Source organism: Sphingomonas sp. SRS2 (assembly GCF_000971055.1).
GTDB lineage: Bacteria > Pseudomonadota > Alphaproteobacteria > Sphingomonadales > Sphingomonadaceae > Rhizorhabdus.
The window spans coordinates 1-19889 of sequence record NZ_LARW01000047.1 but is presented as its reverse complement, the minus strand read 5'-3'; the positions used below and the strand labels follow the sequence as shown (position 1 = coordinate 19889).

Sequence of the window (19889 nt, the reverse complement as noted above, 5' to 3'; positions counted from 1 at the left end):
GCCCGAATTGACGTATTAGGCGGCGACACCTATCTGCACCCGTTCGAACGCGCGGTGGGCGAAAGCCCTCCGTGGCGCCCCTGTTTTCAAGGAATGCCCATGCTCGGCGGCCTCGCCAAAGCCATCTTCGGTTCGTCGAACGACCGTTATGTGAAGTCGCTGCGCCCGATCGTCCAGCGGATCGCCGGATTCGAGCCCACCCTCGAAGCGATGAGCGACGAGGAACTGGCGGGCCAGACCGTGATCTTCCGCAAGCGGCTCAACGATGGCGAGAAGCTCGATTCGCTGCTGCCCGAGGCCTTCGCCACGGTGCGTGAAGCGGCCAGGCGCGTGCTCGGCCAGCGCCATTATGACGTGCAGATGATCGGCGGCATCGTCCTCCATCGCGGTGAGATCGCCGAGATGCGGACCGGCGAGGGCAAGACCCTCGTCGCCACGCTCGCGGTCTATCTCAATGCCCTGTCGGGCGAGGGCGTCCATGTCGTCACCGTCAACGACTATCTGGCGAGCCGCGACTCCGAATGGATGGGCCGGGTCTACAAATTCCTCGGTCTGACCGTCGGCGTGATCGTGCCCAACCTGTCCGATCAGGAGCGGCGCGACGCCTATGCGTGCGACATCACCTACGGCACGAACAACGAGTTCGGCTTCGACTATCTGCGCGACAACATGAAATATGAGCGCCAGTATATGGTGCAGCGCCCGTTCAAATATGCGGTGGTCGACGAGGTCGATTCGGTCCTGATCGACGAGGCGCGCACGCCGCTGATCATCTCCGGTCCTACCGACGACAAGTCCGAGCTGTACAAGCAGGTCGATCTGATCGTGAAGCAGGTCACGCCCGCCGATTACGAGTTCGACGAGAAAGCGCGCTCGGTAGTGCTGACCGAGGATGGCACCGAGCGGATCGAGCGGTTGCTCGAGGACGCCGGGCTGCTCGAAGGCGACAATCTCTATGATTTCGAGAATACTCAGGTGGTCCATCACCTGAACCAGGCGATGCGCGCCAACGTCGCGTTCAAGCGCGACATCGATTATATCGTCAAGGACGGCAAGGTCGTCATCATCGACGAGTTCACCGGGCGCATGATGGATGGGCGGCGCTGGTCCGACGGCCTGCATCAGGCGGTCGAGGCCAAGGAAGGCGTTCAGATCGAGCCCGAGAACCAGACGCTCGCCTCGGTCACCTTCCAGAATTATTTCCGCATGTATCCCAAGCTGGGCGGCATGACCGGCACGGCCGCAACCGAAGCCCAGGAATTCTACCAGATCTACAAGATGAACGTCGTCACGATCCCGACCAACGTACCGGTGCAGCGGATCGATCAGGACGACGAATTCTACAAGAACATCCAGGACAAATTCGCCGCGATCACCCAGACGATCCGTGAGGCGAAGGAGCATGGACAGCCCGTGCTGGTCGGCACCGTGTCGATCGAGAAGTCGGAGATGCTGTCCGAATTCCTGACCCGGGAGGGTGTCGAGCACAAGGTGCTCAACGCCCGCTACCATGAGCAGGAAGCCCATATCGTCGCCCAGGCGGGCCGCCTGCGCGCGATCACGATCGCGACCAACATGGCGGGCCGCGGCACCGACATCCAACTGGGCGGAAACCTCGAATTCCGTATGCTCGACGAGCATCCCGACCTGGAAATCGGCACCCCCGAATTCGACGCCGCCGCCGAACGGATCAAGGGCGAGATCATCGCCGAGAAGGAAGCGGTGCTTGCGGCCGGCGGCCTGTTCGTGCTCGGCACCGAGCGGCATGAGAGCCGCCGCATCGACAATCAGCTGCGTGGCCGTTCGGGCCGCCAGGGCGATCCCGGCCTCAGCCGCTTCTACCTCTCGCTCGACGACGATCTGCTGCGCATCTTCGGCCCGCAGACGATGTTCGCGCGGATGATGAACAAGAATCTGGCGGACGGCGAGGCGATCGTCAGCCCCTGGATTTCCAAGGCGATCGAGACCGCGCAGAAGAAGGTCGAGGCGCGCAACTACGACATCCGCAAGCAGGTCGTCGAATATGACGACGTGATGAATGATCAGCGCAAGGTGATCTACGAGCAGCGCGCCGACATCATGGACGCCGATACAGTCGACGACGTCGTCACCGACATGCGCGCCGAGACCGCCAATTCGATCGTCGGCGCGGCCTGCCCGCCGAACAGCTATCCCGAACAGTGGGACATGGAGACGCTGCGGACCCAGGCGGCCGAAACGCTGGGCATCGAGCCGCCGTTCGACGCCTGGCTGGCCGAGGACGGCATCGATCCCGAGCTGCTGGCAGAGCGCGTGCTGGCCGCCGCCGATGCCGCGATCGACGCCAAGCGCGCCGCGATCGACGAGCAGAGCTGGCACGGCATCGAAAAGAGCGTGCTGCTCCAGACGCTCGACCATCATTGGAAAGAGCATCTCGCGACGCTCGACGCGCTGCGCCAGGTGATCCACCTGCGCGCCTATGCGCAGAAGACTCCGATCAACGAATATAAATCGGAAGCCTTCGCGCTGTTCGAGCGCATGCTGACCGCGATCCGCGAGGAAGTGACCCGCATCCTCGCCAATGCCCGCTTCGAGATGTCGGGGCAGGAGTTCGCCGAACTGCCGCCGATGCCCGATTTCGTCACCAGCCATATCGACCCGTTCACCGGCGAGGATGATTCGGCCGATCGGGACGCCGGTTCGCTGGGCCTGATCACCACCCGCGCGCCACAGGCCGCGCTGGGCATGGCGGACAGCGATTATCAGGTCCCGCCTGAGGTTGCTGCGACGCTGGGCCGCAACTCGCAATGCCCCTGCGGTTCAGGCCGTAAATACAAGCATTGCCACGGCGCGCTCTGATGGCTGTTTCGACCTGGTCGAGACGGCGTCAGCGGACCTGAAAGCGATGAAAGACCCGCTCAAGCGCTGGGGTTGGTTCGCGCTGGGGTGGTTAATGGTGGCATTGGGCTTCATCGGCATATTGCTGCCGGTGATGCCGACCACGATATTTCTGATCTTCGCCGCCGCCTGCTTCAGTCATTCGAGCCCCCGCTTCGAGGCATGGCTGCTCGACCACCGCTGGTTCGGGCCGCCGATCCGACGCTGGCGCGCGAGCGGCGCGATACCGCGCAACGCCAAGATCGTCGCGATCGTCAGCATGGCGGGCGGCTATGGCGTGATGCTCTACACCGTGCAGCCGGCCTGGTGGATCGACCTGCTGGTGGCGCTCGCGCTGCTCGCCTGCGCGATCTATGTCGCGAGCCGTCCGAACACGTGAACCGCCGGCGATCCGCCTGACGCGGCAAGAATTCGCGAGCGGCGCATCTAGCACTTTCCCTCCACCCGAATCTCACACTAAAAGGCCGTAAGGGCGGGGGGATTTGCCGCTAGTGTCGCAGGGGGCCGGCCAATAACGCTTGATAGTTCAGCCGAGGCCAATCGCCTTCTGAATCTCGCGGAATCGCTCGCGGGGTTCGGCCACTGGCGTTCGGACCGCAGCACCGGCACCTATAGCTGGTCGCCGCAAATCTACCAGATGATCGGCCTCTCGACGGAACTGACGCCGACCCGCGAGCTGATGCTCGCCATGATCCATCCCGATGATGTCGACAAGATCGTGGTCGCGGTCAACGACGCCACGCGGGACGGGACCCTGGCGCCGGTCCGCATCCGCTGGAATCGTCCGGACGGCAAGACGGTCCATATTCTGGTTGCCGGCCAGATGGATGGGCCCACGGCGATGATCGGCATCATGCGCGACATTACCGAGGAAGTGGAGACCGAACGCTCGCTGATCGCCGCGCGCGACCAGGCCCGCGCCGCCGAACGCGCCAAGGCCGAGCTGCTCTCGGTAATGAGTCATGAGATCCGCACGCCTATGAACGGCCTGCTCAATTCGGTCGAGGCGCTGCGCCGCAATCCCGACGAGGCACAGCGCCGGCCCCTGCTCGATACGCTGAATCAGGCGGCGTCGTCGGTGATGAGCGTGGTCGATGACATGCTCGACTATTCGCGCGTCGAATCGGGCCGGGTGGTGATCGAGAGCGTCAATTTCGATCTCAAGGCCGCGATCCGGACGATGGGACATCTGTTCGACAGCATGGCAGAAGCCAAGGGCCTGACCCTGGACGTGCACGGCCTCGATGGCGAGCCGGTGATCGTCTGCGGCGATTCCGCGCGGCTCCAGCAGCTCCTGTCGAACCTCGTCTCCAATGCGATCAAGTTCACCGAAGCCGGCAGTGTCTCGATCGGCCTTTCGCCAACCCGGTCGGATGACGATGCCGATTACTGGATGGTGATCATCCGCGACAGCGGACGCGGCATTGGTCAGGAAACGCTGGGCCGCATCTTCGCCCGCGGCGACCAGGTCGATGCGGCGCGGATGCGCCTGCAGGGCGGCACCGGTCTCGGCCTGGCGATCAGCCAGCAACTGGCCGAGGCGATGGGCGGGTCGATCGCGGTGTCGAGCGATCCGGGCAAGGGCACCACCTTCTCGGTCGAACTGCCGTTCAAGCGGGCAGACGGCCCGGCGGCGCTGGCCGAGGAGGTGCCGACCGGGCCGATGCGGATCTTGCTGGCCGAGGATAATCCGATCAACCGCCGGCTGATGGCGGGGCTGCTGACCCGCGAGGGCCATCAGGTCATCGCCGTCGAGGATGGCCGCAAGGCGCTGGGCGCGATCGCGATAGAGCCGTTTGACCTGGTGCTGATGGACATGCAGATGCCCGAGCTCGACGGCATCTCGGCGACGCGCTCGATCCGCGCACTCGATCCGCCCGCCTGCGACACGCCTATCCTGGCGATCAGCGCCGATTCGCAGCCCGAGCGGCGGCGTATCTATTTCGAGGCGGGCATCGACAGCTTCCTCGCCAAGCCGATCGTCTCAGGCCAGCTGCTCGACATGATCGCGACGATGCGGCGGACGAAGCGCGCCCCCGCTGATACCGGTGGCGACAAATTCAACCGCGAACGGCTCAACCTGCTCGTCGAGCAGGGCGGCTATGACGATGCGGCGATCCTGATGAAAATGCTGCTGTTCGATGTCAGCGACCGGCCGCAGCGCATCGCCGCATCGGTGCGGGCGCAGGCCTGGGAACTGGCGGCGGCCGAGGCCGAGGCGCTTCGTACCCTGCTCGACAGCTTCGGCAGCTTCAGTCTGTCACGCCTGCTCGCCGCAATCGCGCGGCAATGCGCGCGGCGTGAGTGCCAGCCGGCCGTTCTCGAAGAGCTGTTCGAGCAGTCGCGCGCGCTCGCGCTGGTCCTCAACGGGGAATTCGGCGCGGTGCCGTCACCGATCGCGCAGGCGATGGACAATGTCGTGGAACCGGACTTCCTGCGGGGAAGTAGGTAATATCGTCGCCCCGGCGGGGCGGGGGCGGAGGCGGGGGCGACGAGTTCGTCAGATTCCCAATGCGGCGTCGCTCGCCAGCTTGTCGGCGCGCTCATTGTCCGGGTGGCCGGCATGGCCCTTCACCCACTTCCATTCGATCCGGTGCGGCTCCGCCGCGGCTAGCAGCAGCTGCCACAGATCGGCATTCTTGACCGGCTTCTTGTCGGCGGTCTTCCAGCCATTCTTGCGCCAGCCGTGTATCCATTTGGTCAGCCCGTCCATGACATAGCGGCTGTCGGTCGACAGCTTGACCCGGCACGGTTTCTTCAGCGCCTCCAGCGCGCGGATCGCGGCCATCAGCTCCATGCGGTTGTTGGTCGACGGATTTTCCGCGCCCGACATATCCTTTTCCGTCGTCCCGAACCGCAGCACCGCGCCCCAGCCTCCCGGACCGGGGTTGCCCTTGCATGCGCCATCGGTGGCGATTTCCACCAAGGGGAGCTCGCTCATGGACAGTCCTCAGATCGACAATAAGGTTTCGGGATCCGCCTCGGCGTAGAAATCGAGGCGGCGCAGGAAAGCGATCGGATCCTTGCGCGTCACCATCGCATCGGCCGGAGTGTTGATCCAGTCGAAGGCGCGGGTGAGCAGGAAGCGCAGGCATGCACCGCGCGCGAGGATCGGGAAGGCGAGCCGCTCCTCGACCGACAGCGCGAACTGCGCATCATAGCCCGCGATCAGCGCACGGCCGAGATTGGCGTGATAGCCGGTGCCGTCATTTTCGAAGCACCACGCGGCATGCGTCACCGCGACGTCCCAGGCGCGGATGTCGGTGCAGGCGAAGTAGAAATCGATCACCCCGCTGACCTCGTCCCCGAGCATAAGCACATTGTCGGGAAAGAGATCGGCGTGGATCACCGAAGTCGGAAGGTGGCGCGGCCAGTGCGCGTCGAGCCAGTCGAGCTCGCGCGTGACCCGGTCGCCCAGTCCCGGCATGATCCGGTCGAGGTCGTCGCCGCAGCGCGCCGCGAGCGCTTGCCATCCGGCGAGATCGAGACTGTTCGGGCGGCTCAGGCGGAAATCGCCGAGCGCGCGATGCATGTCGCCCAGCGCACCGCCCGCCGCGCGCGCCTGCGCCGGGGTAGGATGCGTAACCGAGACGCCGGTCAGGAACTCGATCAGGCAGGCGGGCCGCCCGGCCAGCGTCTGCAACTGCTCGCCGCGCCGGTCGCGCAGCATGCGCGGGATGTTGAGGCCCTTGGACGCGAGATGATCGGTGAGCGCGGCGAAGAAGGGCAGTTCCTCGGCGTTCACCCGCTTTTCGTAGAGCGTCAGGATGAAGCGTCCGCCGGTCGTCTCGATCAGGTAATTGCTGTTCTCGACGCCCTCGGCGATGCCCTTGGCGGAGATCAGGCTGCCATGGTCATAGCGGTGGAGGAAGGCGATCATCTCCTCGGTGGAGACCTGCGTGTAGACGGCCATCAGGCTACGAGCGTCCTTGGAAGCTTGAAGAGCATGTTCTCCGTCACCGACTCGACCTCGCGCTCGAATATGGTGAAGCGGGTGGCGAGCAGGTCGACCAGCTCGCGGACGAGAACTTCGGGGGCCGACGCGCCCGCGGTGATGCCGAGGGTGCGGACGCCGTCGAGCCAGGCGAAGTCGATCTCGCTGGCGCGCTGGATCAGCCGTGCCTTGACCCCATTGCGCTCCGCCACTTCGACGAGCCGCAGCGAGTTGGAGCTGTTCGGCGCGCCGATCACCAGCATCGCGTCGCATTGCGCCGCGATCGCCTTGACCGCGGCCTGGCGGTTCGAGGTCGCATAGCAGATGTCCTCCGTTCGCGGGGCGGCGATCGAGGGGAAGCGCTGTTGCAGCACGCCGATGATCTCGGCGGTGTCGTCGACCGAAAGGGTCGTCTGGCTGAGGAAGGCGAGCTCGCGACCGGGCGGCGGCGCGACCGTCGCCGCATCTTCGGCGGTCTCGACCAGCGTCATTACCCCATCGGGCACCTGACCGAAGGTGCCGATCACTTCGGGATGGCCCCTATGGCCGATGAACAATATGTGGTGGCCGTTCTTCACCAGCCGTTCGGCCTGCCGATGGACCTTCGACACCAGCGGGCAGGTCGCATCGAAGAAGTTGAGGCCGCGCTCGCTCGCCTTGGTCGGCACCGCCTTGGGCACGCCATGCGCCGAAAAGACCACCGGCACGCCGTCAGGCACCTCGTCGAGCTCCTCGACGAAGATCGCGCCCTTGGCCTTAAGGTCGTCGACGACGAACTTGTTATGGACGATCTCATGCCGGACATAGACCGGCGGACCATATTTCTCGATCGTCAGCTCGACGATCTGAATAGCCCGGTCGACCCCCGCGCAAAAGCCGCGCGGGGCCGCGATCAGCAGGTCGAGGGGCGGGCGTTCGGCATCGGACATGGCCCGGCCTTAAGCGATTGCTTGCCTGCGCGAAAGCCGGTTCCTCGACCTTGATCGTCTTGAACTTTTCGGCTCGAGGCGTGAATCAAGATCGCATCTCTCTGAGTAGAGCCTGCTTCACGTTATCGGCGGAAGCGCAAAGCGCTTCCACCTCAAACGATCAGGCTCTATGATCGCATCGACTGCCGGGCGTGTACGCACAGGTCCGGACCATGACACAAGGATGCCCGTACCCGTGCAGTTTTCGAAAACCACCGCGATCCTCCTCGCCGCGCTGACGCTCGCCGGCTGCGCCAACGACATGGAATTCGATGAGCGCGGCGGCTTCAAGATCGCGCGTTCGGCCTGTCCGGCCGCCGCGATCGCCACCTATACCGGCGACATCACCCTGTTCGATCCGCCTGCCGAGCGCCGCGCCGACGCGATCGACGTCACCGCCAGCATCGCCAATCTGCGGTCGAGCTGCAACGAGGGCGGCGCACAGGTCCAGGTTACGGCCAATTTCGACGTCCACGCCCGCCGCGCAACTGCCGGGCCGGCCCGCAGCGTCACCCTGCCCGTCTACGCCACGGTGCTGCGCGCCGGCACTCAGATCGAATCGAAACAGGTCGGCCAGGTGGTGATCAACTTCGCCGATGGCGAACTGCGCGGCACCGTCCCCGCCTCGGCCACCGCGCTGGTGTCGCGGACCGCCGCGACCCTGCCGCCCGAAATTCTCCAGCGCATCAACCGCAAGCGCAAGTCCGGCGACGCCGACGCCGCGCTCGATCCGATGAACGAGCCAGCGGTGCGCGAGGCGGTCAACAAGGCCAATTTCGAGCTGCTCGTCGGCTTCCAGCTCAGCGAAAGCCAGCTGGCGTACAACGCCGCGCGCTAGGCCCGCTTCATCGTCATTCCAGCTTCTGCCGGATGACGCGCCAAGGATTCTGTGGATCGTTTCGCTGCGCCGCCACATCGGCGGTTGACTCCATTGGAGCCCCGCGCCAAGCGGTGAGGGTCGTCACCGGGCAACCGGTGCTGGCCATGCGGGAGAGTGCAAGGGCGCAAGCTCGAGCCGCCGAAGGAGCAACCGCCCCGGAATCTCTCAGGTCAACGGACCGCATGGACAGGATCGACACTCTGGAAAGCGGATGGACGGCTCTTGGGCCGGTCATCCCACCGAAGGGGTAAGCCCGGCCGCCGCAGGCCAGGCGAATGCTCTCAGGTTCCGTGACAGAGGGGGCAATGACCGGCGGGCGTTCTGCGTCCGGCGTCATTGGCCGTCACGGAGACCCGATGTGAGCGATGCAGATCCCGAAGACATAATCCAGGCGCTGCCGCTCGACGGCTGGCATCGCGCGCGTAATGCGCGAATGGTGCCGTTCGCCGGCTATCAGATGCCGATCCAATATGAAGGGATCATCGCCGAACATCTATGGACCCGTGAATCGGCGGGGCTGTTCGATGTCTCGCACATGGGCCAGCTGCTGGTCAGCGGCGCCGATGTAGACACCGCGCTCGAAGCCATTCTTCCCGGCGATATCGTCAACCTTGGCGTCGACAAAATGCGCTATTCGCTGCTGCTCGACGATGAGGGCGGCATTCTCGACGACCTGATGGTCACGCGCCGTGCCGGCGACTTCTATCTGGTCGTCAACGGTGCGACCAAGGCCGACGACATTGCCCATCTCCACGAATATCTGCCCGAGGAACTGGTCCTCAACCATCTCGACGAGCAGGCGCTGCTCGCCCTGCAGGGGCCGAAGGCAGTCGATGCACTGGCGCGCATCTGTCCCGGAGTAGAGGCGCTGGTCTTCATGACTGCGGGCGCGTTCGACATCGCCGGGGTCCCCGCCTGGATCAGCCGGTCGGGCTATACCGGCGAGGACGGCTTCGAGATTTCGATCCCCACCGATAAGGCCGAGGAGGTCGCCTCGCTGATCGCCGCGCAACCCGAGGTCAAGCCAATCGGTCTCGGCGCGCGCGATTCGCTGCGGCTCGAAGCGGGACTGCCGCTCTACGGCCATGACCTCGATCCCGCGATCGACCCGGCCGTCGCCGGGCTGGGCTTCGCGGTGCCCAAGCGCCGCCGCGCCGAGGGCGGTTTCCCGGGCGCCACCGTCATCTGCCGCCATTTCGCCGAAGGCCCGCCGCGCAAGCGCATCGGCCTGACCGTCGCCGGCCGCCTCCCCGCACGCGAGGGCGCGCTGATCTTCGACGGCGATATGGAGGTCGGCACCGTCACCTCGGGCGGGTTCAGCCCGACGCTGCAGGCGCCGATCGCGATGGGCTATGTCGCCGCCGCCAGCGCCGTGATTGGTCGCCCGCTTCAGATAGACGTGCGCGGCAAGCGGCTCGATGCCGTGGTCGCACCCATGCCTTTCGTCCCCCACCGTTACGTCCGCCAAGGGAGCTGACCCATGACGATCTACTTTACCGACGAGCATGAATGGATTTCGGTCGAGGGTGGCACCGCCACCGTCGGCATCACCGATTATGCGCAGGCCCAGCTGGGCGACATCGTCTTCGTCGAGCTGCCCCCGCTGGGCGGCAATGTCACCAAGGGCGGCGAGGCTGCGGTGGTCGAATCGGTCAAGGCCGCGTCGGACGTATTCGCCCCCGTCACCGGCACCGTCAGCGAGATCAACGCCGCGCTCGAGGAAGATCCGGCGCTGGTCAACAGCGCGCCCGAGACCGACGGCTGGTTCTTCAAGCTGGCGCTCGCCGATCCGTCCGAGCTCGAAGGCCTGATGGACGCCGCCAGCTACAAGGCGTTCTGCGAAGGATTGTAGGCCTGTTTCCCCTCCCCTTCAGGGGAGGGCCGGGGGTGGGGGCTCTCCGCGAGCGCCGCGCCCAGAATCAAGCCCCACCCCAACCCCTCCCCTGAAGAAGAGGGGCTAAGGAATTAGACATGCGCTACCTGCCCCTTACCGATGCCGACCGGGCATCCATGCTCGCCACGATCGGCGCGTCGTCGATCGAAGAACTGTTCGCCGATGTCCCCGCCGAAGCTCGCCTGTCCGGGCCGATCGCGGGCCTGCCGAACCATGCGTCCGAGCTGGCCGTCGAGCGGCATATGGCGAGGCTGGCGAAGCGCAACCTGTCGGCGGGCGAGGCGCCCTTCTTCCTCGGCTGCGGCGCGTACAGACATCATGTTCCCGCCAGCGTCGATCATCTGATCCAGCGCGGTGAGTTCCTGACCAGCTACACCCCCTATCAGCCCGAAATTGCGCAGGGCACGCTGCAGGCGCTGTTCGAATTCCAGACCCAGGTCGCCCGCCTGTTCGGCTGCGATGTCGCCAACGCATCGATGTACGACGGCTCGACCGCCTGCTGGGAAGCGATCACCATGGCGCGGCGCGTCACCCGGCGCGGCAAGGCGATCCTCTCCGCTGGGCTGCATCCGCATTATGTCTCGCTGGCCCGGACGATGGCGCGCTTCACCGGCGACGCGCTCGATATCGCGCTGCCCGATCTCACCCCCGGCGCGCCCGGCGACGACATGGCCCGCCTGCTCGGCGCGATCGACGGCGACACCAGCTGCGTCGTCGTCCAGAACCCCAATATCCTCGGCCATGTCGCCGACCTGTCCGAACTCGCCGCGCGCTGCCATGAAAAGGGCGCGCTGCTGGTCGCGGTCGTTACCGAGCCGGTGGCGCTCGGCGCTATCCGGAGCCCCGGCGAGATGGGCGGGGATATCGTCGTCGGCGAGGGTCAGTCGATCGGCGTCGGCCTCAACTTCGGCGGCCCCTATGTCGGCCTGTTCGCCTGCGCCGAGAAATATGTCCGCCAGATGCCGGGGCGCCTGTGTGGCGTCACCACCGATGCGGACGGCCAGCGCGGCTTCGTGCTGACGCTGTCGACCCGCGAACAGCATATCCGCCGCGAGAAGGCGACGTCGAACATCTGCACCAATGCCGGGCTGTGCGCGCTTGCCTTCTCGGCGCACCTGACGCTGCTCGGCGAGACCGGCCTGCGCAACCTCGCCGCGCTGAACCATGCCGGCGCGGTTGAAGCGGCCGATCGGCTGGCGAAGCTTCCTGGGGTGGATTTGGTCAACGGCGCCTTCTTCAACGAATTCACGCTGAAGCTGCCGAAGGAGGCGCGGCCCATCGTCCGCGCGCTTGCCGACAAGGGCATATTGGGCGGCGTCTCGCTGGGCCGGCTCTATCCGGATGCCCCCGCGCTTGCCAACGGCCTCGTCGTCGCGGTCACGGAAACCACATCGGCCGAGGATGTCGAAACATTGGCCCAAGCCCTCGAAGCGGAGTTGGCGGCATGAGTATGAACAGCGAAGGCCGCGTTACACGCCCGGAGATCCTGGCCAGCGACAGCGCCGCGAGCAACGCGCCGCCGACCTTCACCGGCAACCGCGCGCTGATGCTCGAGGAAAAGCTGATTTTCGAGCAGGGCAATTACGCCCGCACCGGCGTCGATCTTCCCGCGCCGCCCAAGGTCGCGAGCCGGCTCGGCGGGCTCGAGCGCAGCCAGCCGATCGGCCTGCCCGGCCTGCCCGAGCCCGAGGCGGTGCGCCATTATACCCGGCTCAGCCGCCAGAATTACGCGATCGACCTCGGCCTCTTCCCGCTGGGAAGCTGCACGATGAAGCATAATCCCCGCCTCAACGAGAAGGTCGCGCGGATGCCGGGCTTCGCCGATGTTCATCCGCTCGCACCGGTCGACACCGTGCAGGGCGCGCTCGCCGTGATCCACGAACTCGCGCAATGGCTGATCACGCTGACCGGCATGCACGCCGTGGCGATGAGCCCCAAGGCGGGCGCGCATGGCGAACTATGCGGGCTGCTGGCGATCCGCGCCGCGCATGACGCGGCGGGCAGCGACCGGTCGGTGATTCTCGTCCCCGAATCGGCGCATGGCACCAATCCGGCAACGGCGGCCTTTTGCGGCTATCAGGTCGAGAATATCCCAGCGACCGACGAGGGCCGGGTCGATCTCGACGCGCTCACCGCACGGCTCGGGCCCGATGTCGCCGGGGTGATGATCACCAATCCCAACACCTGCGGCCTGTTCGAACGCGACATGAAGCGCATTTCGGACGCGGTCCATGACGCGGGCGGCTATGTCTATTGCGACGGCGCCAATTTCAACGCGATCGTTGGCCGGGTCCGCCCCGGCGACCTCGGCATCGACGCGATGCACATCAACCTCCACAAGACCTTCTCGACCCCGCATGGCGGCGGCGGACCGGGTTCGGGCCCGGTGGTGCTGTCGAAGGCGCTTGCCCCCTATGCACCGCTGCCCTTCGTCGACAAGCAGGGCGACCGATATGTCCTCGTCGAGGAAGAGACCGCCGGCGAGCATCACGGGTCGAGCTTCGGTCGCATGGCCGCCTTCAATGGCCAGATGGGCATGTTCACCCGCGCGCTCACCTATATCCTCAGCCATGGCGCCGACGGATTGCGCCAGGTGTCCGAGGATGCGGTGCTCAACGCCAATTATGTGCTGCGCAGCCTCGACGACCTGCTCGACGCGCCGTTCGGGGATAGCGGCCCCTGCATGCACGAGGCGCTGTTCAGCGACGCGGGCCTCGCGACGGGTTTCACCACGCTCGACATCGCCAAGGGGCTGATCGACGAGGGCTTCCACCCGATGACGATGTATTTCCCGCTCGTCGTGCACGGCGCGATGCTGATCGAGCCGACCGAAACCGAGGGCAAGGCGACGCTCGACCAGTTCATCGGTGCGCTCCGCTCGGTCGCCGAGCGCGCGAAGGCCGGCGACGCCGCCCTCAAGGCCGCCCCCGCCCTCGCCCCGCGCCGCCGGCTCCACGAGCCCCCGGCGGCGCGCAAACCGGTGCTGGTGTGGAAGGACGAAATGCTGGCGCAGGCGGCGGAATAGTGGAAACTGCCGCTGCCCCAGCGGGGGCCGGAGGCGGCGTGGCGTGGAGGCAAGCACAATGACCGACCGACGCCGCCACGCCCCCGCCACCGAGCGCAACCGCGACCCGATCCTCGCGATCCTGCGCGACATCCTGCCCGCCCGCGGCACCGTGCTGGAAGTGGCGAGCGGCACCGGCGAACATGCGATCCATTTCGCGCGTGCGCTGCCCGACCTGGTCTTCCAGCCGAGCGACCCCGACCTCGACGCCCTCACCTCGATCCGCGCCTGGGCCGAGGCGGCGAAGCTCAACAACGTCCGCCCACCCCTCCTCCTCGACGCATCCGCCGCCGAGTGGCCAATCGACCGCGCCGACGCGATCCTGTGCATCAACATGGTGCATATCAGCCCGTGGGAGGCGACGGTTGGTTTGCTGAGGAGCAGCGCAAAGCTGCTTCCGGAGGGCGGACCGTTGCTTCTCTATGGGCCATACATCCGCGAGGGAGTCGAGACCGCTCCGTCGAACATGGCCTTTGACGAGGATCTACGGCGGCGCAATCCGGCTTGGGGCATCCGCAGGCTGGAGGATGTTATTACGCTGGCAGAGAGCCTTGGGCTGTATCCAGAAGCGATCCACGCGATGCCTGCGAACAATCTGTCGTTGTGCCTGCGCCGCGCCGTGGATCCCGCCCCGGCACAATAGTTCACATTTCGACTCGCCCTGCCGATTCGCGCTCGACTGTAGCATTTGCTACAAGGTCTCCGAATCCGGGGGGATTACGACATGAACATGATGGAACCGCGCAGCTTGAAGCGTGCGCAGTTGACCGAGGCGCTGGGCGATATGGTGCTGGCCGAAGGGCTCGACGCGCTGTCGTTGCGGCCGGCGGCGGCGCGGCTGGGTACCAGCGATCGCATGCTGCTCTATTATTTCGGGACCAAGACCGCGCTGATGGGCGATGTTCTGGCCTGCGTGTCGGAGCGCTTCGCCAATCATCTCGCCAGGACCACGCATGGCCGGCGCATCCCGCCGCAGAATATGGTCGGTCACGCCACGGCCCTTCTCGCCGAGCCCGAAGGCCGCGCCTTCGTCCAGTTCTGGCTGGAGATCGCGGCACGGGCGGCGCGCGGCGACACTCAATATACCCAGGCCGCCACGGCGATCGCCGAGTTCTGGACCGACTGGATCGTCCACAGCGTCCATTTCCCGGCGGGAACGCAATCGCGCAACGCGGCGGCGATGATGCTGGCGGTGGTCAACGGCATCGCAATGCTCGACCGCACCGCCCCCAATGTCGCCGAGGCAGCCCGCTCACGCGTTCAGGCGGGCTGATCCGAACTATCGCGCCGTAACAGCGTGATCCGCGCCTTGCCGTGCACACGCTCGGCCTCGACGGTGAAGCCCGGCACCGCCACCTCTTCGTTCTTCGCGGTCTCGATGCTCGCCCAGCCGCCGGGCGCGAGACCGATCTGGGGAAGGACCTTCTGGCCGAGCCCGCTGCCATAGGGCGGATCGATCAGCACCAGATCGAATTGCCCGCCTTTGAATCCCTCGGCGGCGATCGCGCGGACCTCGCTCCCCAGGATTGCGGCTTCGCCCAGCTTGGCGATATTGCTACGAAGCGCCTCCACCGCGGTGCGTTCCCGCTCGACGAAGGTGCAGTGCGCCGCGCCACGCGACAGCGCTTCGAGCCCGAGCGCCCCGGTCCCCGCGCAGACATCCGCGACCTTCAGCCCCTCAAAGCTGCCGAGCCTGCTGATCAACATCGAGAACAGCGCCTCGCGCGTCCGATCGGCGGTGGGGCGGGTCGCGTCGCCCGCCGGCGCGATCAGCGGACGGCCGCGCCAGATGCCGGCAATGATCCGCATGCTATTCGGCCGGAGCCTTGGGCGGCTTCGGCGTCTTGAGCGTCTTGCGGAAGGCGACGAGCTGGTGCTGGAGTATCTCGCCGACCTCGCCCGGCTGAAGATCGCCCAGCTCGAACGCGCCATAAGCGATGCGAATCAGGCGCGAGACCTCCAGCCCGAGATATTCGAGCACGCGCCGCACTTCGCGGTTCTTGCCCTCGCGCAGTTTCATCTCGATCCAGACATTGGCGCCGGTGCGCCGCTCCATATTCGCGTCGATCGGGCCATAGCGGACCCCTTCGATCTCGACGCCGTCGATCAGGTCCTCGAGCTGCTCCTGAGTGACATTGCCATAAGCGCGCGCGCGGTAGATCCGTTCGACTCCGGTCGCCGGCAATTCGAGCTGGCGTTTGAACTCACCATCGGTGGTCAGCAGCAGCAGCCCTTCGGTGCTGAGATCGAGTCGGCCGACCGGCATGACTCGCGGCAGGTCGCGCGGCAGCTTGTCGTAGATGGTCGGGCGCCCGGCGGGATCGCGCTCGGTGGTCAGCAGCCCCTTTGGCTTGTGATAGAGGAACAGCCGGGTCGGCTCGGGCGCGGCGACCGGCTTGCCGTCGACGGTGACGCCGTTGAGCGAGGTCAGCAGGGTCGCCGGGGTCTCGATCGCGACACCGTTGATCGCGACGCGGCGGTCCTCGATCATCCGCTCGATCTCGCGGCGCGAGGCGATGCCGGCGCGGGCGAGCAGCTTGGCGATCCGCTGCGGCTCCTTGCCCGGCTTCGCGCCTTCGCGGGCGGGATGCGGGACCGAAGGCTTTACCGGCCGCGCGAGGCCGCGCGCCTGGCGGCGGCCGAGCTTGGGCGGTGGGATCGGTGCGCCGGCACCGGGTCTGGTGGTCGACGAGCGGCCGGGGGGGCGGCTGCCTGGGGTTCTGGGAGGACGCATGACCGCCCTTTAGCGGGCTAGAGCCGCAAGCGCCAGTTATGCCGACTCGTCGCCTCGGCGGGGCCGGGTGACGCCATGTCAGTCGTCCTGCATCTCGCTTTCGATGCAGCCAAGCCAGCCTAGCCCGCGATAGGTCTCGTAACCGGGGGTCAGCGCGAAGGCGATCAGCTTGCCATTGTGCTGGTAATAGCCGCTTTCGCGACGCTCGGTCTGGAGTGGATAGGTTTCGGTGCAGATGCCTTCGCCATCCGACGCGGCGATGATGCGGTGGCCGGCATCGAGCAGCATCAGCCGCGATGTCGCGCGCTCGGCCGGGGACAGGCCGATGCCGTCGAGGATCGCTGCCGCCTGTGGCGCCCAATCGAAGAAGATGCCGAGCGCGCCGATCACGGTGCCGCGGGTGCGGCCGCCCGCGCGGACTGCGGTCGAGTAAGTCGCGACCTGGGCATTGCCGAGGACAGGATTGGTCGAGATGTCGCAGACGCGGAAATCGTCGCCGGTCTGGGTGCCCATCGCCGCGCGGAACCAGTCCTCCTTCGACACGTCCTGGCCGGTCGCGTGAGGGTAACGGTCGGGCCGCCCGGTTGCGATCACCCGGCCATGGCTGTCGGCGATCCACAGGTCGAGATAGACGGTATAGGAGCGCAGGATCGTCGCCAGCCGCTCGGTGGCGTCCGCGGCGTGGGCCGCACTCGGCGATTCGAGTGCGTCCGTGACCGAACTGTCAGTCGCCCACCAGCGCACATCGCATGAGCGCTCGTACAGATTGCGATCGATGATCTCGACTGCCGAGCGGGCGAGATCGGTGTGGCGGGTGCCCTTGAAGTCGACGAGCATCTGGCTGCCTGCGGTGCGCAATGAGGCGATATTCGAGGCAATCGCCGAACGCAGTTCGCCGCCGATCCCCGAGATCGAGGCGGCCAGCGCCCCCAGTTCCTGTGCGACAACCGAGAAGGCCCGCCCGGCGTCGCCGGCGCGCGCGGCCTCGAGGCGCGCATTGATCGCGAGCATGCCGGTCTGTTTCATCACCCGGTCGATCCGGTCGACCTTCTCTTCCGTGATGCGCGAGACTTCATAGGCCAGGCGCAAAATGTCATCCTGCATTCGTGGTCTCCCAATTCGACCTCGTTTGCGGCACCCTCCGGCATCATGCTGATGGCATTCGGTTGCTCTTTCGGGAATCATGATGGGAGCGAAATAGTAAACAAGCCGTAACCATGGTTGCGGGAATCGTTGAAAAACCGCCATTCGCTGCACTGCACTATGGAGAATATCGCATGACCGCCGCCAAGGACGCCTGGGACGCGATCGTAAAGACGGCCAAAACGCCCCTTTCCGAACTTTTCACGGTGGAGCCGGATCGGCTTTCACGCCTCTCGATCGACGAGTCGGGAATCCTCTTCGATTTTTCGAAGACTCATCTCTCCACCGCACTGATCGGGCATTTTCAGGCGCTCGCCGACGCCAGCGCTTTTGCCGTGAAGCGTGACGCGCTGTTCGCGGGCGACATCGTCAACGTCACCGAAGGCCGCGCCGCCGAACATCCCGCCGAGCGCGGACAGGGAGCGCCCGGCAGCGTGGCGCGCGCGCGCGGTTTCCAGTCGCGGATGCGCGCGATGATCGACGCGATCGAGGCCGAGGTGCTGGGCCCGGTGCGCCATATCCTCCATGTCGGCATCGGCGGATCGGCGCTGGGCCCCGACCTGCTGGTCGATGCGCTGGGACGCGATGCCGACCGCTATGAGGTGGCTGTGGTGTCCAATGTCGACGGCGCGGCGCTCGACGAAGTCTTCAAGCGCTTCGATCCGCAGGCGACGCTGCTCGTCGTCGCGTCGAAGACCTTCACCACCACCGAAACGATGATGAACGCGCGCAGTGTGCTGAGCTGGATGGAGGAGGACAATGTCGAGGACCCCTATTCGCGGGTAATCGCGCTGACCGCTGATCCCGACAGGGCCGTCGAATGGGGCGTCGACGAAACCCGCATCCTGCCCTTTTCCGAAAGTGTCGGCGGCCGCTATTCGCTGTGGTCGTCGATCGGCTTTCCCGCCGCGCTCGGCCTTGGCTGGGACGCGTTCGAGAATCTGCTGGCGGGCGCCGCGGCAATGGACCGCCATTTCCGCACCGCATCGGCCGACAGGAACATTCCCTTGCTCGCGGCCTTCGTCGATCAATATTATTCGCGGGTAGCGGGCGCCGAAACGCGGGCGGTCTTCGCCTATGACGAGCGGCTGCGGCTGCTGCCTTCCTATCTCCAGCAGCTTGAAATGGAATCGAACGGCAAGAGCGTGAAGGCCGACGGGTCAGCGATAGACGGGCCGACCGCCGCGATCACCTGGGGCGGGGTCGGCACCGATGCCCAACATGCGGTGTTCCAGCTGCTCCATCAGGGCACGAGGCTGGTGCCCGTCGAGTTCATCGCCGCGATCGAGCCCGATCATGTCCTCGACGACGCGCACCACCGCGCGCTGCTGATCAACTGCTTCGCGCAGGGGGCCGCGCTGATGGCCGGCAAGCCCAATGACGATCCGGCCCGCGCCTATGCGGGCGACCGGCCATCGACGACGATATTGCTCGACCGGCTCGATCCGGCGCGGCTCGGCGCGCTGCTCGCCTTCTACGAGCACCGCACCTTCGCCAATGCCGTGCTGATGGGGATCAACCCGTTCGACCAGTTCGGGGTGGAACTGGGCAAGGAGATCGCGCGGTCGATCGAGAGCGAGGGGACCGAACGATTCGATGCCTCCACCCGGGCGCTGATCGCGAGGGCGCTGAGCTGAATATATCCGTCATGCCAGCGAAGGATGGCGCCTCGGGAGAGGTTCGCGACCGACAGTCCGTCCCCGCCGCCCGAGATCCCAGCCTGCGCTGGAATGACGCCCTCCGGACGTAAAAAACCCGGCCTCCTTTCGGAAGCCGGGTCTTTTTGTAGCGCTAACAAAGCTATCCCGGAGGATCAGCCCATCGGCGTGAGGTTCACCGCGGCATATTTGCCACGGCGATCGACCTCGAGTTCGAACTCGAGTCGATCACCTTCGTTGAGGTTGGTCATGCCGGCGCGTTCGACCGCCGAGATGTGGACGAAAGCGTCCGGCTGGCCGTCATCGCGCTGGATGAAGCCGAAGCCCTTCATGGCGTTGAAGAACTTGACCGTACCGGTCGCCTTCTCGCCAGTGAGCTGCCGGGCGGGACCGCCGCCGCCAGCCGCACCGCGAGGTGCGCCTGCGCCGCCGAAGCCGCCTTCGCGTGGCTCGCGCGGGGCGCGATCCTCGACTGCCATCGGCTCGCCGTCGATCTTGAGATCGGTCGCCGAGACCCGGCCGCCACGGTCCACCAGGGTGAACTCGAGCGGCTGGCCATCGGCCAGGCCGGTCAGGCCGGCCTGCTCGACCGCGGAGATGTGAACGAACACATCCTCGCCGCCATCATCGCGAACGATGAAGCCGAAACCCTTTTGTCCATTGAAGAATTTGACGACGCCTTTGCCTTCGCCGATGACCTGGGCCGGCATGCCGCCACGGCCACCGCCGCCACCGCC

The 19889-nt window shown here is 66.1% G+C and carries 18 protein-coding genes and 2 riboswitches; of the genes, 11 read left to right on the top strand and 7 right to left on the bottom strand.

Translation table 11 applies throughout. The features are described 5' to 3' along the window. Positions 1–99: 99 nt before the first annotated feature. The 3 genes from secA (at position 100) to WP12_RS02365 (ending at position 5329) form a co-directional block, all read left to right on the top strand. Positions 100–2838 (top strand): preprotein translocase subunit SecA, encoded by a 2739-nt coding sequence (secA, locus tag WP12_RS02375; RefSeq protein ID WP_046192173.1) that lies wholly within the window; start codon positions 100–102, stop codon positions 2836–2838. A 46-nt stretch (positions 2839–2884) separates the two neighbouring features. Next, the gene (locus WP12_RS02370) at positions 2885–3256 is read left to right on the top strand and encodes a YbaN family protein (protein WP_046192172.1); all 372 of its coding nucleotides are present in this window, start codon (positions 2885–2887) and stop codon (positions 3254–3256) included. Positions 3257–3424: 168 nt separating this feature from the next. Then, positions 3425–5329 (top strand): PAS domain-containing hybrid sensor histidine kinase/response regulator, encoded by a 1905-nt coding sequence (locus WP12_RS02365; RefSeq protein ID WP_046192171.1) that lies wholly within the window; start codon positions 3425–3427, stop codon positions 5327–5329. A gap of 48 nt (positions 5330–5377) precedes the next feature. Here the strand turns inward: WP12_RS02365 and rnhA are convergent, their stop codons facing one another. From rnhA to ispH, 3 genes are read right to left on the bottom strand one after another with little or no spacing between them, the layout of a single operon-like run. Further along, positions 5378–5818: a ribonuclease HI gene (gene rnhA / locus WP12_RS02360; RefSeq protein ID WP_046192170.1), complete on the bottom strand. Its 441-nt coding sequence runs from the start codon at positions 5816–5818 to the stop codon at positions 5378–5380. Positions 5819–5827: 9 nt separating this feature from the next. Then, positions 5828–6790, bottom strand: a complete 963-nt coding sequence (thrB, locus tag WP12_RS02355) for a homoserine kinase (protein WP_046192169.1) — start codon at positions 6788–6790, stop codon at positions 5828–5830. After that, the gene (gene ispH / locus WP12_RS02350; protein WP_046192168.1) at positions 6790–7740 is read right to left on the bottom strand and encodes a 4-hydroxy-3-methylbut-2-enyl diphosphate reductase; all 951 of its coding nucleotides are present in this window, start codon (positions 7738–7740) and stop codon (positions 6790–6792) included. Before ispH ends, thrB begins: the two co-directional genes overlap by 1 nt. Positions 7741–7975: 235 nt before the next feature. On the opposite strand from ispH, the gene WP12_RS02345 reads away from it, so the two are divergent. The 7 genes from WP12_RS02345 to WP12_RS02315 all read left to right on the top strand — a co-directional run bounded on the left by WP12_RS02345 (position 7976) and on the right by WP12_RS02315 (position 14890). Further along, positions 7976–8617 (top strand): hypothetical protein, encoded by a 642-nt coding sequence (locus tag WP12_RS02345; protein WP_235398902.1) that lies wholly within the window; start codon positions 7976–7978, stop codon positions 8615–8617. A 139-nt stretch (positions 8618–8756) separates the two neighbouring features. Continuing rightward, positions 8757–8850, top strand: a riboswitch (glycine riboswitch). Between the two features lies 1 nt (position 8851). Then, positions 8852–8966: riboswitch (glycine riboswitch) on the top strand. A gap of 51 nt (positions 8967–9017) precedes the next feature. Next, positions 9018–10136: a glycine cleavage system aminomethyltransferase GcvT gene (gene gcvT / locus WP12_RS02340; RefSeq protein ID WP_084690926.1), complete on the top strand. Its 1119-nt coding sequence runs from the start codon at positions 9018–9020 to the stop codon at positions 10134–10136. 3 nt (positions 10137–10139) lie between these two features. Continuing rightward, positions 10140–10511, top strand: a complete 372-nt coding sequence (gene gcvH / locus WP12_RS02335; protein WP_046192166.1) for a glycine cleavage system protein GcvH — start codon at positions 10140–10142, stop codon at positions 10509–10511. Positions 10512–10630: 119 nt separating this feature from the next. Next, complete coding sequence (gene gcvPA / locus WP12_RS02330) at positions 10631–12001, top strand: aminomethyl-transferring glycine dehydrogenase subunit GcvPA (protein WP_046192165.1); 1371 nt, start codon at positions 10631–10633, stop codon at positions 11999–12001. Continuing rightward, positions 11998–13578 (top strand): aminomethyl-transferring glycine dehydrogenase subunit GcvPB, encoded by a 1581-nt coding sequence (gcvPB, locus tag WP12_RS02325; protein ID WP_046192164.1) that lies wholly within the window; start codon positions 11998–12000, stop codon positions 13576–13578. The genes gcvPA and gcvPB overlap by 4 nt, the downstream gene beginning before the upstream one ends. A gap of 58 nt (positions 13579–13636) precedes the next feature. Then, positions 13637–14260 (top strand): DUF938 domain-containing protein, encoded by a 624-nt coding sequence (locus WP12_RS02320; RefSeq protein ID WP_046192163.1) that lies wholly within the window; start codon positions 13637–13639, stop codon positions 14258–14260. An 81-nt stretch (positions 14261–14341) separates the two neighbouring features. Then, complete coding sequence (locus tag WP12_RS02315) at positions 14342–14890, top strand: TetR family transcriptional regulator (protein ID WP_046192162.1); 549 nt, start codon at positions 14342–14344, stop codon at positions 14888–14890. Here WP12_RS02315 and rsmD read toward each other — a convergent pair. The 3 genes from rsmD to WP12_RS26185 form a co-directional block, all read right to left on the bottom strand. Beyond that, positions 14878–15426, bottom strand: a complete 549-nt coding sequence (gene rsmD / locus WP12_RS02310) for a 16S rRNA (guanine(966)-N(2))-methyltransferase RsmD (protein ID WP_046192161.1) — start codon at positions 15424–15426, stop codon at positions 14878–14880. The genes WP12_RS02315 and rsmD overlap by 13 nt on opposite strands. Before the next feature lies 1 nt (position 15427). After that, the gene (locus WP12_RS02305; protein ID WP_046192160.1) at positions 15428–16351 is read right to left on the bottom strand and encodes a pseudouridine synthase; all 924 of its coding nucleotides are present in this window, start codon (positions 16349–16351) and stop codon (positions 15428–15430) included. Between the two features lie 78 nt (positions 16352–16429). After that, positions 16430–17455 (bottom strand): PDC sensor domain-containing protein, encoded by a 1026-nt coding sequence (locus WP12_RS26185; protein WP_046192159.1) that lies wholly within the window; start codon positions 17453–17455, stop codon positions 16430–16432. Positions 17456–17628: 173 nt separating this feature from the next. Here WP12_RS26185 and pgi point away from each other — a divergent pair, with 173 nt between their 5' ends. Then, positions 17629–19131 (top strand): glucose-6-phosphate isomerase, encoded by a 1503-nt coding sequence (pgi, locus tag WP12_RS02295; protein ID WP_084690933.1) that lies wholly within the window; start codon positions 17629–17631, stop codon positions 19129–19131. Positions 19132–19307: 176 nt separating this feature from the next. Here pgi and WP12_RS26300 read toward each other — a convergent pair. After that, positions 19308–19889 (bottom strand): cold-shock protein (locus WP12_RS26300; RefSeq protein ID WP_046192158.1); only part of this gene is annotated, 582 nt, incomplete at its 5' end.

Bases quoted from the DNA above. Each gene is read 5' to 3' on its own strand.
- secA (WP_046192173.1), top strand. From the start codon at position 100: ATGCTCGGCGGCCTCGCCAAAGCCATCTTCGGTTCGTCGAACGACCGT.
- WP12_RS02370 (WP_046192172.1), top strand. From the start codon at position 2,885: ATGAAAGACCCGCTCAAGCGCTGGGGTTGGTTCGCGCTGGGGTGGTTA.
- rnhA (WP_046192170.1), bottom strand. From the start codon at position 5,818: ATGAGCGAGCTCCCCTTGGTGGAAATCGCCACCGATGGCGCATGCAAG.
- thrB (WP_046192169.1), bottom strand. From the start codon at position 6,790: ATGGCCGTCTACACGCAGGTCTCCACCGAGGAGATGATCGCCTTCCTC.
- ispH (WP_046192168.1), bottom strand. From the start codon at position 7,740: ATGTCCGATGCCGAACGCCCGCCCCTCGACCTGCTGATCGCGGCCCCG.
- gcvH (WP_046192166.1), top strand. From the start codon at position 10,140: ATGACGATCTACTTTACCGACGAGCATGAATGGATTTCGGTCGAGGGT.
- gcvPA (WP_046192165.1), top strand. From the start codon at position 10,631: ATGCGCTACCTGCCCCTTACCGATGCCGACCGGGCATCCATGCTCGCC.
- gcvPB (WP_046192164.1), top strand. From the start codon at position 11,998: ATGAGTATGAACAGCGAAGGCCGCGTTACACGCCCGGAGATCCTGGCC.
- WP12_RS02320 (WP_046192163.1), top strand. From the start codon at position 13,637: ATGACCGACCGACGCCGCCACGCCCCCGCCACCGAGCGCAACCGCGAC.
- WP12_RS02315 (WP_046192162.1), top strand. From the start codon at position 14,342: ATGAACATGATGGAACCGCGCAGCTTGAAGCGTGCGCAGTTGACCGAG.
- rsmD (WP_046192161.1), bottom strand. From the start codon at position 15,426: ATGCGGATCATTGCCGGCATCTGGCGCGGCCGTCCGCTGATCGCGCCG.
- WP12_RS02305 (WP_046192160.1), bottom strand. From the start codon at position 16,351: ATGCGTCCTCCCAGAACCCCAGGCAGCCGCCCCCCCGGCCGCTCGTCG.
- WP12_RS26185 (WP_046192159.1), bottom strand. From the start codon at position 17,455: ATGCAGGATGACATTTTGCGCCTGGCCTATGAAGTCTCGCGCATCACG.
- pgi (WP_084690933.1), top strand. From the start codon at position 17,629: ATGACCGCCGCCAAGGACGCCTGGGACGCGATCGTAAAGACGGCCAAA.